The organism is Streptomyces sp. NPDC046215 (assembly GCF_040646215.1).
GTDB classification, from domain to species: Bacteria; Actinomycetota; Actinomycetes; order Streptomycetales; family Streptomycetaceae; genus Streptomyces; species Streptomyces stramineus.
Window position 1 is genome coordinate 1 of the sequence record NZ_JBEYZW010000134.1, and the last position, 12,683, is coordinate 12,683.

The window sequence follows — 12,683 nt, forward strand, 5'->3', positions numbered from 1 at the left end:
CAAAAATGATGACGGCGTAGAGCGCGACCTTCTTCGCCTGTGCCACGGCGCACGCCTCCCCTGAGCCCGCGGCGGCGCCCCGGTGCCCGGCGACCACCGCCGGGTCCGTCCTCCGCCGCCTCCGGCGGAGGACGGGGCGGCGTCCTCGATGCTCACCGGTGTCGGCTGTCTAGCGCCCGTGGGACTTCTTGGCCTTCGTCACGGCCTCCTGAGCCTTGCCCTCGACCTTCTCCGCGCGGCCCTCGGCCTGCATCCGCTTGTCGTCGGACGCCCGGCCCGCGCTCTCCTTCATGCTGCCCTTGACCTGCTTGGCCTTGGCCTTCGCCTTGCCCATGACAGATTCCTCTCGGTGCGCTCGATCCGGAAGTACACCTTCCGTAACTCAACCCTCCGCGCACTCCGGACCGGCGCGCAACCGGACGGCCGCACCTCCCGGTCCGCACCCGCCGCCACCGCCCCGGCCCCGGCCCACCGGCGCGGACCGCCGCCCGGGAGCCGTCCGGGCGAAAACCGGCGGGCGGCGGTTCGGCCGCCGCATCGGGGGCACCCGCCGGACATGTCACCTGCCACGGATCCCGGCCCCTTGCTCCCCGGCACCGCGGAGTCCCACTGGATGGCCACCGCACCCGCCGCCCCCCGGCCCGCGCTGACCGCCGACATCGAGGTGGACGTCGTTGTCGTCGGCGGCGGCATGGCCGGGCTGAGCACCGCGTGGGAGCTGATCGAGGCGGGCCGCTCGGTGGCCGTGCTGGAGGCCGACCGCCTCGCCGCGGGCGTCACCGGCTGCACCACCGCCAAGGTCACCGCCCTGCACACCCTCGTCTACGACCGGCTGCGCCGGACCCGCGGGCCGAAGGAGGCCGAGCACTACGCCCGGTCCCAGCAGGAAGCGGTTGAACGGATCGTGGAGATCGCCGCCGCCCTCGGCGCGGACTGCGAGCTGGAACGGCTCCCCGCCTTCACCTACGTCACCGACCCCGCGCGGCGGGAGGAAGTGCGGGCCGAGGCCGAGGCGGCCGCGGCCGCGGGGCTGGCGGCCGCCTACGTCGAGGAGACCGGGCTGCCCTTCCCGGTCGCGGGTGCCGTGCGGGTGGAGCACCAGGCCCAGTTCCACCCCCGCAAGTACCTCCTCGCCCTCGCCGACGACATCGTGGCGCGCGGCGGCCGGATCCACGAGCGCACCCGCGTCACCGGACTCACCGAGGGCACCCCCTGCCGCGTCACCACGGAAGGGGGAGTGGTGGTCACCGCGGGCGACGTGGTCGTCGCCACGCACTACCCCGTCTTCGACCGGGCCCTGCTCTTCACCCACCTCTCGCCCCACCGCGAACTCGTCGTCGCGGCCGGCCTGCCGGCCACCGACGACCCGGGCGGCATGTACATCACCGACGAGGGGAACAAGCGGTCGGTGCGGACGGCGCCCTACGGCGAGGGCCGGCGGCTGCTGATCGTCACCGGCGAGAGCTTCACCCCCGGCACGGGCGACGTCGCGGAGCGGTACGGGCGGCTGGCCGAGTGGACCGGCGAGCACTTCGGCGGCGCCGGGATCGTCCAGCGGTGGGCCGCCCAGGACAACGACTCCACCGACGGCGTCCCCCTCGTGGGCCCCTTCCACCCCGGAGCCCGCCACACCTACGTCGCCACCGGCTTCGGCGGCTGGGGCATGAGCGGCGGTGCCATGGCGGGGCGGCTGCTGACGGACCTCATCACCTCCAAGAGCCCCTCGTGGGCCGGCCTGTACGACCCGCGGCGCCTGTGGACGGCACTGCGCGCCGCGCCCACGTTCCTCAAGCACCAGGCGGAGGTCGGCCGGCACTTCGTGGGCGACCGGCTGCGACCCACCCATGTGGACTCCGTCGCGGAGATCGGCCCCGGCACGGGCGCCCTCGTCCGGGTGGACGGCCGGCGGTGCGCGGTCTACCGCGAGGAGGACGGCACCCTGCGGGCCCTCTCCGCACGCTGCCCGCACCTGGGGTGCCTCGTCGCCTTCAACGCCGCCGAACGGACCTGGGAGTGCCCCTGCCACGGCTCGCGCTTCGACACCGACGGCACGCTCCTCCAGGGACCGGCCACCCGGCCCCTGGAGGAACGCGCCGTGGAGGACCTCACGTGACGGTGGTGCGCAGCCGGAACCGCTCCTGCCAGTGCTCCCCGTCCGTGGTGACCTCGCGGAGCTGCCGCACCGCGTCCAGTACCTCCCGGTGCGAGATGTACAGGGCGTTGACGCCGAACCGCAGCAGGTCCGGGGCGCGCATGTCGCCGACGACACCGCGGGCGGCGAGCGCCTGCACCATCGCGTACGCCTCCGGGTGCCGCAGGACCACCTGGCTGCCGCGCCGGCCCGGCTCGCGCGGGGTGACGTCGCCGAAGCCGAGGCCCGCCAGCAGGGTGTCGGCGCAGTCCTGGAAGAAACCGGTCAGCGACAGGCTCTTGGCGCGCACCAGCTCCATGTCGACCCCCTCGAAGGCCGTGAGGGCCGCCTCCAGGGCGAGCAGGGAGAGGATCGGCGGGGTGCCGATCCGGGCCCGGCCCACGCCCTCGGCCGGGGTGTAGCCGCCGCTCAGGCCGAACGGTTCGGAGTGTCCGTTCCAGCCGGTGATCGGGTGGTCGAAGGCCGCCTGGTGACGCTCGGCGACGTAGAGGAACGCCGGGGCGCCCGGTCCCCCGGAGAGGTACTTGTACCCGCAGCCCACGGCCAGGTCGACGCCCAGCTCGTCCAGCCGCACGGGCAGCGCCCCGGCCGCGTGGCACAGGTCCCACAGCATCAGCGCGCCGGCCCGCTGCACGGCCCGGGTCGTACCGGGCACGTCGTGCAGCTCGCCGGTGCGGTAGTCCACGGGGGAGTACCCGGCGACGGCGACCCGGTGGCCCTCCTCGGCCAGGAACCCCGGCAGGCCGGCCGCGGGGATGCGGCGGACCTCCAGGCCGAACAGCCGGGCCACGGAGTCCGCGATGTACTGGTCGGTGGGGAAGTGCGCCGGGTCGGTCAGCAGCAGCGGGCGGCCCGGGCGCAGCCGCACGGCGGCGGACAGGGCGTTGAACAGCTGGACGCTGGTGGAGTCCCCGGCCACCGTCTGGCCCGGCGCCGCGCCGATCAGGTGCCCGATCGCGTCCCCCACCCGCAGCGGCGCCTGCCACCAGGCGTTGTCGTTCCACGACCGGATCAGGTCGGTGCCCCACTGCCGCCGGACGGCGTCCGCCATGGCGGGGGGCACCGCGGCCGGCAGGGCCCCGAGCGAGTTGCCGTCGAGGTAGACGACGCCTTCGGGCAGCAGGAAGCGCTCCCGCAGGGGGGCGAGGGGATCGGCGTCGTCGAGCGAGGTGGCGCGCGCCGCCAGGGCATCGAGGACAGGGGTGGCGGTGGTCACCGCGGGGCTCCGCTTCTTCGGGGTAGGGCTGTGGGGCTGTCGCCGCGGGGCCGGAGCCGGCCGGTGGGCACCGGCCGGCTCCGGCCCCGCGACCGGTTTCAGGACTGCCGCGGCCGGCACATGCGGGCGAGGACGTCGATCACCGACCGGGCGGCGTCCGACCCCGGCTCGATGAGGGTGTAGTGGCCGGTTCCGGGCAGGGTCACCAGCTCGGCGTCGGTGTGCGCGGCGACGTAGTCGGTGAACTGCTCGTGGGGCAGCTCCTCGTCCACCTCGCCGTGGAGCACCACGGTCGGCACGCCGGTGGTGCCCCTGCCGCGGAGCAGCGTGAGCGGGTCCACGAGCGGGAGCCGGGCGGCGGCCTCGTCGGCGCCGCCCAGGAGCTGCAGACCCGCGCCGGAGCTGAGGTCCTCCCGGATCGTCCCCGCCAGATCGGTGATCGGGGCGAGGCCCAGGATCGCGGCGGGGAAGCCCGTGGTGGTGTGCCACGGCGAGTCCGCGGGGAGCAGCCCGCGCGCGCCGGCCCACAGGGCGAGGTGGCCGCCGGAACAGTGGCCGGCCAGCACGAAGGGCCGGCCCGCCGGGATGGTGTCGACGGCCAGGGCGATGTCGTCGAACGTGGCGGGGTAGCCGCCCGCACCGCCCGAGCGGCGGAACCCGGGCAGCACCGTGGTGAAGCCGTGCTGCGCCAGATGGGCGGCGAACGGTGTCAGGTGCATGCGGTCGTACCGCCAGTAGCCGCCGTGCAGCAGCATGACCAGCGGGGCGTCGTCCGGGCTTTCGGTGCCCTGCGCGGGCCACAGGTCGTAGACCTGGTGGGGGTGGTCGCCGTACTTGCCGTGCACGGGCGCGAGGACGGGCTTGATGCTCAGCACCCGCCGCTCCTCCTCGAGCGCCACGTCGGAGAACGTCCTAGACATAGCTGCGGGCCGTCCATATCTCCGGGAAGACGAACCGGTTGGCGCGCTTCTCCAGCCACTCCACGCCCGACGAGCCGCCGCTGCCGGACTTCGCGCCCATCGCGCGGCGGACGATCAGCACGTGGTCGGAGCGCCAGCGCCGCACCAGCTCGGAGATGTCGGTGAGGGCCTCGCCCAGGGCCACCAGGGGGTCGTGCCGGGGGCCGGCGTAGATCTGTCGCCAGACCTCCTCGATGCCGGGGTCGCCCTCGTGCGTCACCGTCCGGTCGCGCTCCAGGACCTGCTGCGGGACGGGCAGGCCGCGGCGGTGCAGGAACGCCAGCACCTCGTCGTACAGGGACGGCTCGACGAGGGCCTCCTCCAGCTCTGCGTACACGCGGGGGTGGCCGCGGTGCGGCTGCACCATCGAGCGGGACTTGTCGCCGAGCAGGAACTCCATGTGGCGGTACATCGCCGACTGGAAGCCCGACGCCTTGCCGAACGCGGCCCGGAAACCGTTGAACTGAACGGGCGTCAGCTTCGCGAGGGGCCGCCAGGAGTCGTTCAGCGCCTGGTGCTGGCTGATGCTGCGGCGCAGCGCGTCCATGGCGAGCTCGAAGTCGTCCTTGAGCAGGGCCTCGCGGGCGGCCCGCCACTCGTGGACGATCAGGGTGAACCACAGCTCCATCACCTGGGTGGTCACCAGGAAGCCCATCTCTTCCGGGGCGTCGGTGAAGGGCTGCTGGAGGGTGGTCAGCAGGGAGGCATGGACGTAGTCGTCGTAGGGGGTCGTCCCCTCGAACTCCAGGAGGGAGTCGTCCTCCCCGGATTCGGTGGGTGCGAGCGTGCTGTCGGTCATGGGGGTCTCCTCGGTAGGGGTGGCTGTGCGGCACGGGCGCCGCGGCCGGCGGCGCCCGGTGTCGGTCACACGCCCAGGAAGGAACCGCCGGTCGCGTCCAGGTGCTGTCCGGTCACCCAGCGGGCGTCGTCACTGGCCACGAACGCCACGATGTCGGCGATGTCCGCGGGCTGCCCGATGCGGTTGAAGGCCGAGAGGGCCGCCAGCCTGGTCCGGGTCTGCGGGTCCTGGAGGGTCGGGTTGATCTCCGTCTCGACGATGCCGGGCGCCACGGCGTTGACCGTGATGCCGCGCGGGCCGAGCTGGTGGGCCAGGGTGAGGGTCAGGGTGTCGAGCGCGCCCTTGGTCATCGCGTAGGCGGCGATGTGCGGGAAGGCGATGCGGGTGACGCCGGAGGAGATGTTGATGATCCGGCCGCCGTCCCGCAGCCGCTCCAGGCCCTGCTGGATCACGAAGAACGGCGCCTTGACGTTGACCGCGAAGACCCGGTCGTAGTCCTCCTCGGTCACGTCGGAGATCATCTTCGGCAGGGTGATGCCGGCGTTGTTGACCAGGATGTCCAGCCCGGGGCCGGCGCCGCGGGCGGCGAGGGCCGTGTCGAACGCGGCCCAGAGCGCGGCCGCGTCACCGGGGACGCCCAGCTCGGCGCGGAAGGCGAACGCCTGCCCGCCCGCCGCCTCGATCTCCGCCACGGTCTCCTTGGCGGCCACCGGGTCGTGCCCGTAGTGCACTGCCACCAGGGCGCCCTCGCGGGCCAGCCGCAGGGAGATGCTCTTGCCGATCCCCCGGCTGCCGCCGGTCACCAGCACTGTCTTCTCGGAAAGCCTGCCCATGGTCATCGACCCTTCAGCTCCTGTGATCCTCGGCCGTCGGCCGTTGGTGTGGCGATCGCCGGGGGCCGGCTGCGGCGCGCGCGGTGCGGCGATCGGTGCGTCCTCAAGTCCCGTGTGCCGCACCCGGCCCCATGCGGGGAGCGGGTGCGGCCGTGGTCAGGCGTCGAAGTCGAGTCCGACCTCGTCGGTCTCCGGCCGGGCCCGGCAGGCCAGGGTGTAGCCGTCCGCCACCTGTGAGGCGTCCAGGGCGTACTGGCGGTCCATCCGCACGCCGCCCGAGACCACCTTGGCGCGGCAGGTGCCGCACAGGCCGTCGCGGCAGGAGTACGGGGTCTCGGGCCGGGCGCGCAGGACGGCGTCCAGCACCACCTTGTCCCCGGGCTCCATGGTGGTCACCGTGGTCCGGCCGCCGAGGCGCGCGGTGATCCGCCCGGTCCGGCCGCTCCGCTCCGGGGCCGCGAACTCGCGCGAGCCGTCCTCGGCGGAGAAGAGCTCGAAGCGCACCCGGGCCGGGTCGGCGCCCCACCGGGCGAGCCCCTCCCGGACCGCCTCGACCAGCCCCCAGGGACCGCACAAGTAGAAGTGACCACCGTCGTCGCCGGGCTCGGCGCCCAGCAGGGCCAGCAGCTTCGGCAGCCGGGCGCCGTCGATCCGGCCGGAGAGCAGCTCGGCCTCGCGCGTCTCCTGGGAGAGGACGTACAGGACGGAGAACCGTCCGACGTAGGCGTCCTTGAGGTCGGCCAGCTCGTCCGCCAGCAGCGCCGAGCGGGAGCTCTGGTTGGCGTAGATCATCGACACCCGGCACTCCGGGTCGTCGCGCAGGGCCGCCGCCGCCATGCTCAGCAGCGGGGTGATGCCGCTGCCGCCGGCGACGAGGACGTGGTGGGCGCCGGGGTGGTCCGCCAGCCGGAAGTCGCCCGTGGGGGGCGAGAGTTCCAGGACGTCACCGGCGGCCAGCGCCGTCGTGGCGTACTCGGCGAAACCGCCGGAGCCCAGGCGCTTGACCACCAGGCGCAGCCCGGACCGGTCCGCGGGCGGGAGGCAGACCGAGTAGCTGCGGCGCAGCTCGGTGCCGGCCGGGGCGTGCCGGACGGTCACATGCTGTCCGGCCCGGTGGGCGAAGGTCTCCGCCAACTGCCCGGGGATGTCCAGGGTGATCGCCACGGCTTCGTCGGTGAGCCGCTCGACGCCGGTGACGGGCAGCCGGTGCCAGCCGAGAGCGCGGGGCGGGCCGGCCGGGGCCGGGTCACCGGCCGCTGTCGTGAGGGTGTTCATCGCATTCATGACGGGTCGTTACATCGCCTTCAGGTGCGCGAAGGTCTCATGGCACGCGGTGCACACCATGACGGACTGGCACCGGGTGGCCCCGAACGGGCTCTGCGGCCGGGTCGCCACGGAGCCGCAGTTGGGGCAGGACAGGCCGAACCCGAGCCGGACGGGCAGCGGGGCGCTCGCGGCGCCCGGGGGCACGATGCCGTGCTCGGACAGCTTGCGGCGGCCCTCGTCGCTGATCCAGTCGGTGGTCCAGGCGGGGGAGATCACCTGCCGCACCCGGCCGTCGGGGTGCCCGCAGTCCGCCAGCGCCGCCCGGATGCCCTTCTCGATGGCCGGCATTGCCGGGCAGCCCAGGAAGGTCGGGGTGATGGAGACCTCCATGACGCCGTCCGCCGCCGTCTCCACCGAGCGGATCACGCCCAGGTCGGCCAGGGTGACCATGGGGAGTTCGGGGTCCGGCACGGTGTTCACCCGGGCCCTGACCCGCTCGGCCGGCAGCCGGAGCGCGGTGCTCACCAGCGGCCCCCCGGGTACTGGCGGTACACCGACTGCAGCTCGGCCAGCAGCGGGCCGAACGCCTCGGTGTGCAGGCCCGACCGCCCACCGGTCGCCTGCCAGGCCGCGGTGGGGACCGTCAGGCCCGCCTCGGCCACCACGGCCGCCACCTCCCGCTCCCACGGCTCCCGCAGCCCGGCCGGGTCGGGAGCCGTGCCGTCGGCGGCCAGCCGCTCCACCAGCTCGTCGGAGGCGAACAGCTCGGCGGCGTAGGGCCACACGAGATCCAGCCCGGCCTGCATCCGCCGCCGGCTCTCGGCCGTGCCCCGCCCAAGGCGGACGGTCCACTGCGAGGCGTGCATCCGGTGGTACTCCACCTCCTTGGCCGCCCGCACGGCGAAGCCCGCCAGCACCGCGTCCGCGGACTGCTCCAGCGCCGTGTAGAGGAGCCGGCTGTAGTGCGTGTACACCAGCTGCCGGGCGATGGTCACCGCGAAGTCCCCGTTGGGGAGCTCCACCAGCAGGGCGTTGCGGAACTGGCGCTCGGTCCGCAGGTACGCCAGGTCGTCCTCGCTGCGCCCGGTGCCGTCCAGCTCCCCGCTGCGGGAGAGCAGGACCCGGGCGTGGCCGATCAGGTCCAGGGCGATGTTGGAGATCGCCAGGTCCTCCTCGATGGTCGGCGCGCGGGTCACCCAGGCGCAGAGCCGCTGGGCGAGGACCAGCGCGTCGTCCCCGAGCCGCAGCGCGTACCCGGCGACGTCCGCCGTGCGGGGCTCGGCAGCGCTAACCGTCATGGCTGCCCCCCTCGTTCAGCGGCACGTAGAACTCCGGGTAGCGGTAGGGCTTGTCGGCGGCGTTGCTGAAGAGCGGGTCCTTCTCGTCGGGCGAGGAGGCGCGCACCGCGTCGGAGCGCACCACCCAGATCGACACCGAGTCCCCCCGGCGGGTGTACAGGTCCCGGGCGTTGGCGAGGGCCATGTCGGCGTCGGCGCCGTGGACGGAGCCCACGTGCTGGTGGGAGAGGCCACGGCGCGGCCTGATGAACACCTCCCACGGAGTCTGCGCTCCTGCGGACTGCTGGTTCATGACGCCTGCCCCTCTGCTTCCCACTGTGCTTCCCGGCCTTCTGCGTGGCCCGCCGCGTAGGCGTCGACGGCCTCGCGCACCCAGGCGCCGTCCTCGTGGGCGGCCACCCGGTGGGCGAGGCGCTGCCGGGCGCACTGCGAGCCGTCGGCGAGCGCGTCCCGGAACAGCCGCCAGTCGATCGGGCTGAAGTCGTAGTGCCCGCGCTCCTCGTTCCAGCGGATCGCCGGGTCGGGCAGGGTCACCCCCATCCGCTCGGCCTGCGGGACGACGTTGTCGACGAAGCGCTGCCGCAGCTCGTCGTTGGTGTGCTGCTTGATGCCCCACGCCATCGACCGGCGGGTGACCGCCGCGCCCATGGCCGCGGTGCGCTCGTCCGCGCCGCCCGCGGTGGTGTCCGGCGGGCCGAACATCAGGGCGACGGCGGGCAGCCACCAGCGGTTGACGGCGTCCTGCGCCATCTCCTTCTGCTCCGCCGTGCCCCGGCACAGCGCCCAGAGCATGTCGTAGCCCTCGCGGACGTGGAACGCCTCCTCCTGGCAGACGCGGCGCATGGCGCGCGCGTACGGGCCGTAGGAGGTGTGGCACAGCGGCACCTGGTTGACCACGGCCGCGCCGTCCGTCAGCCAGGCGATCGCGCCGGTGTCCGCCCAGGTCAGCGCCGGGTAGTTGAACGTCGCCGCGTAGCGCTGGTGCCCGCTGTGCAGGGCGTCCAGCAGCTCGGCGCGGGCGGTGCCGAGGGTTTCCACGGCGGAGTAGAGGTAGAGCCCGTGGCCGGCCTCGTCCTGCACCTTGGCCAGCAGGCTGGCCTTGCGGTGCAGCGAGGGGGCCCGGGTCAGCCAGGCGCCCTCCGGCTGCATCCCGATGATCTCGGAGTGGGCGTGCTGGGCGATCTGCCGGAGCAGCATGCGCCGGTAGCCGTCCGGCATCCAGTCCCGGGGCTCGATCTGCTCACCGGCGGCCAGCAGCGCCTCGAAGTGCTCGGTGAGCTGCTTCTCGTCGACCGCGCGCTCGTCGACGGCGCTGCCTGTGCCGCCCGTGGCGTCCACGACGGCGGCCGCACTGGTGGAATCGGCGGTCACCACGCGACTCCCTGAGCCCCTGAGAGCACCTCGATCACTCCTTCACCGCTGTACCGGGCTGTTCTGGTCACTTCTGGATGGTTATGGCCGGTTCTTGTGCAACCTGCCGCAACTGCCGTGCGGCAGTGGCTCCAGAGATGAAGAGGACGGGACAGGGGATTTCCTTCCACACCGACTTCGTGACGATGATCACGAAAAGGGCAGGGAGTGCATGGCGCCTCCGGCGCCTCTTATCTATCGGTTCCACCCATCGGTGTCGGTACAACTACCCCGGCCCGCAACGAGAGGGATACGCACATGAGCACCGTTCGGGAGATGCTCGTCGAGCTCACCGGCACGCCGGAGTACGCCGACAGCATCAGCGAGGACGCCGACCTCAGCGCCACCGGCATCGACTCCGGCGACCTGGTGCGCCTCATCCTGCTCATCGAGCAGCGCACCGGCGTCGAGGTCACCGCCGAGGAGATGGACAAGCTGACGACCATCGCGGACTACGAGCGCTTCGTCGCGGCCCGCGGCGGCGCCACCCCGACGCCGGGCGGCGACTCCTGATGTGGCTGACCCAGCTGGTGGAGCGCAACCGCCAGTGCTTCCCCGACCGGACGGCCCTGGTGGACGAGCGCCGCTCGGTCACCTGGAGCGAGTTCCGCGACCGGACCGTGGGCATCGCCCGCGGGCTCGCCGGGCTGGGCATCGAGCGCGGTGACCGCGTCGCGGTGCTCTCGCTGGACCGCGTCGAGGTCATGGAGACCTACTTCGCGCTCGCCCGCCTCGGCGCGCTCTTCGTGCCGCTCAACCACAGCCTGACCCCCGCCGAGGTCACCGGGATCGTGGAGCGCACCGGGGCGGTCGCCGTCATCGGCGAGGCCGCCCTGCTGGAGCGCCACCCGGACCTGCCCGTCCGGCTGCGGATCGCCGTGGAGAGCGAGGAGTTCGCCACCCTGGGCGCCGGCGGCACGGAGCTTCCCGAGCTCCCCGACCTGCCCGACGACGCCCTGGCCGCGATCCTGCACACCTCGGCGACCACCGGGCAGGCCAAGGGCGTCACGGTCGACCACACCTCGTTCCGGGCCATCGCCCTGGGCTGGCTCGCCGTGGCCCGGCCCACCGACGACATGGTGCTCGTCAACTGCTGCCCGCTCTACCACGGCAGCGTGGTGGTCTCGCTGACCTACATGGCGGCGGGCGCGACCCTGGTCCTCATCCCCGGCTTCAAGCCGCAGACGGCCCTCGCGGCCGTCGAGGCCCACCGCGCCACGCACATCTGGCTCGTCCCGCAGATGCTCCGCTTCATGCTCCAGGCCAAGGCGATGGGGAGCACGGACCTCTCCACCCTGCGCGAAGTGCTCTACGGCGCCGCGCCGATGCCCGTCGAGATCTACGCCGAGGCCACCGAGCGGCTCGGCTGCGGCTTCCGGCAGGTGTACGGGATGACCGAGGTCGGCGGCCCGTTCGTCACCCTCGGCCCCGACGAGCACCCCGCCCTGGACGACCTCCCCGAGGTCATCCCCGGCGGCCGGGTCATCCCCGGCATGTCGGTACGGGCCCTGGACGGCCAGGACGAGGACGTCCGGCCGGGCGACGTCGGGGAGATCTGCGTCCGCGGCCCCGGCGTCATGCGCGGCTACTGGGACAACGACGAGGCCACCGCCGAGATCACGGTGGACGGCTGGATCCGCACCGGCGACCTCGGGCGCATCGACCGCGACGGCCGGATCCACCTCGTCGACCGCACCAAGGACCTGATCATCCGGGCCGGGCAGAACGTCTACCCCACCGAGATCGAACGGGCCCTGCGCTCGCACCCCGCGGTGCGCGACGCGGCCGTGGTCGGCGTCCCCGACGAGGACTACGGCGAGGTCCCCCTCGCCTACGTCGTCGCCGAGGACGGCACCGGCCGGTCCGACCTGGTCCGCCACCTCGCCGACCAGCTCGCCCCGTACAAGCGGCCCCGGCGCATCGAGTTCATCGACGAGGTGCCGCGCAACCCGGCGGGCAAGATCCTCAAGAAACTGCTGCGCACCTGAACGGGCCCCGGCCGGCGCTACCTTGCGAGGACCGGGCGCGGACCGGGCACGAACTGCTCGCTCTGCGCCCGGTCCTCGCCGCGACGGGCCTCGCCCTCGGCCTCGTCGCCACCGGCGACCCCGCGGCGCGCCCGGCCGGCCCGAGCGAGGAGCAACTGGCGGCCGCCATGCTCCCCGGCCGCCGCCGGGACTTCCTGGCCGGGCGCGGCGCCGCGCGCCGGGCCCTGGCCGCCGCCGGCCTCCCCGCGGGAGAGATCCTCCGCGAGGGGCGCCGCCCGGTGCTGCCCGCCGGCAGCGTCGGCTCGATCAGCCACTCCGCCGGCCTCGCCGTCGCCCTGGCCGCCCCTGCCCACCGCTTCCGCGCCCTCGGCTGCGACCTGGAGCTGCGCGGCCTGCCGACGGCCGCCGCGCACGTGGTCCTCACCCCGGACGAACAAACCTGGGCGATCGGCGCGCCGACTCCGGCGGAGGCCGAACACCGGCTGCTCGCGGCCTTCTCGGCCAAGGAAGCGGCCTTCAAGGCGTTCGGCACCCTGCTCCCCGGGAGCGTCACCAACCTGCTGGGCATCGCCGCCCACCCGGTGCCCGGCGGCTTCCGCGCCCGGCCGCGGGCCCTGCCCGACCGGGTCCTGGAGGTCCGGGTCCACCCGGTGGGGCCAGGAGTGTTCAGCTGGACCGCCGCCCCGGCGGAATGACCCCCGGCTAACCTGGGTCCGTGATCCGGATCAGGGACAGTGTCTGGTGGGTAGTTTAACTGGGGCG

General features: G+C 73.8%; 14 protein-coding genes. 4 read left to right on the plus strand and 10 right to left on the minus strand.

Going from position 1 to position 12,683, the window contains the following annotated elements; all coding sequences use genetic code 11:
* Positions 1–169: 169 nt before the first annotated feature.
* The gene (locus tag ABZ951_RS32360) at positions 170–334 is read right to left on the minus strand and encodes a CsbD family protein (protein WP_344086066.1); all 165 of its coding nucleotides are present in this window, start codon (positions 332–334) and stop codon (positions 170–172) included.
* Between the two features lie 279 nt (positions 335–613).
* On the opposite strand from ABZ951_RS32360, the gene ABZ951_RS32365 reads away from it, so the two are divergent.
* Entirely contained in the window at positions 614–2,113 is a 1,500-nt protein-coding gene (locus ABZ951_RS32365) for an FAD-dependent oxidoreductase (protein WP_344086069.1), read from the plus strand.
* Here the strand turns inward: ABZ951_RS32365 and ABZ951_RS32370 are convergent.
* From ABZ951_RS32370 to paaA, 9 genes are all read right to left on the minus strand, one after another.
* Complete coding sequence (locus ABZ951_RS32370) at positions 2,106–3,368, minus strand: aminotransferase class V-fold PLP-dependent enzyme (protein ID WP_344086072.1); 1,263 nt, start codon at positions 3,366–3,368, stop codon at positions 2,106–2,108. The genes ABZ951_RS32365 and ABZ951_RS32370 overlap by 8 nt on opposite strands.
* Before the next feature lie 98 nt (positions 3,369–3,466).
* Complete coding sequence (locus ABZ951_RS32375) at positions 3,467–4,288, minus strand: alpha/beta hydrolase (protein WP_344086075.1); 822 nt, start codon at positions 4,286–4,288, stop codon at positions 3,467–3,469.
* On the minus strand, positions 4,281–5,126 hold the full coding sequence (locus ABZ951_RS32380; RefSeq protein WP_344086078.1) for a tryptophan 2,3-dioxygenase family protein: 846 nt from the start codon (positions 5,124–5,126) through the stop codon (positions 4,281–4,283). The genes ABZ951_RS32375 and ABZ951_RS32380 overlap by 8 nt, the downstream gene beginning before the upstream one ends.
* 65 nt (positions 5,127–5,191) lie before the next feature.
* Positions 5,192–5,959: an SDR family oxidoreductase gene (locus tag ABZ951_RS32385; RefSeq protein ID WP_344086081.1), complete on the minus strand. Its 768-nt coding sequence runs from the start codon at positions 5,957–5,959 to the stop codon at positions 5,192–5,194.
* Positions 5,960–6,115: 156 nt separating this feature from the next.
* Entirely contained in the window at positions 6,116–7,243 is a 1,128-nt protein-coding gene (locus ABZ951_RS32390; RefSeq protein ID WP_344086084.1) for a 2Fe-2S iron-sulfur cluster-binding protein, read from the minus strand.
* Positions 7,244–7,252: 9 nt separating this feature from the next.
* Positions 7,253–7,750: a 1,2-phenylacetyl-CoA epoxidase subunit PaaD gene (paaD, locus tag ABZ951_RS32395; RefSeq protein WP_344086087.1), complete on the minus strand. Its 498-nt coding sequence runs from the start codon at positions 7,748–7,750 to the stop codon at positions 7,253–7,255.
* The gene (paaC, locus tag ABZ951_RS32400; protein WP_344086090.1) at positions 7,747–8,523 is read right to left on the minus strand and encodes a 1,2-phenylacetyl-CoA epoxidase subunit PaaC; all 777 of its coding nucleotides are present in this window, start codon (positions 8,521–8,523) and stop codon (positions 7,747–7,749) included. Before paaC ends, paaD begins: the two co-directional genes overlap by 4 nt.
* Complete coding sequence (gene paaB, locus ABZ951_RS32405; RefSeq protein WP_344086093.1) at positions 8,513–8,815, minus strand: 1,2-phenylacetyl-CoA epoxidase subunit PaaB; 303 nt, start codon at positions 8,813–8,815, stop codon at positions 8,513–8,515. Before paaB ends, paaC begins: the two co-directional genes overlap by 11 nt.
* Positions 8,812–9,780: a 1,2-phenylacetyl-CoA epoxidase subunit PaaA gene (gene paaA, locus ABZ951_RS32410; RefSeq protein WP_344086128.1), complete on the minus strand. Its 969-nt coding sequence runs from the start codon at positions 9,778–9,780 to the stop codon at positions 8,812–8,814. The genes paaB and paaA overlap by 4 nt, the downstream gene beginning before the upstream one ends.
* A gap of 411 nt (positions 9,781–10,191) precedes the next feature.
* Between paaA and ABZ951_RS32415 the strand changes: the two genes are divergently transcribed.
* The 3 genes from ABZ951_RS32415 to ABZ951_RS32425 all read left to right on the plus strand — a co-directional run bounded on the left by ABZ951_RS32415 (position 10,192) and on the right by ABZ951_RS32425 (position 12,616).
* Complete coding sequence (locus ABZ951_RS32415) at positions 10,192–10,446, plus strand: acyl carrier protein (protein ID WP_344086096.1); 255 nt, start codon at positions 10,192–10,194, stop codon at positions 10,444–10,446.
* Entirely contained in the window at positions 10,446–11,921 is a 1,476-nt protein-coding gene (locus ABZ951_RS32420; protein WP_344086100.1) for an AMP-binding protein, read from the plus strand. The genes ABZ951_RS32415 and ABZ951_RS32420 overlap by 1 nt, the downstream gene beginning before the upstream one ends.
* Before the next feature lie 62 nt (positions 11,922–11,983).
* A complete protein-coding gene (locus ABZ951_RS32425; RefSeq protein WP_344086131.1) occupies positions 11,984–12,616 on the plus strand; it encodes a 4'-phosphopantetheinyl transferase superfamily protein in 633 nt (210 codons plus the stop codon).
* Positions 12,617–12,683: the final 67 nt, after the last annotated feature.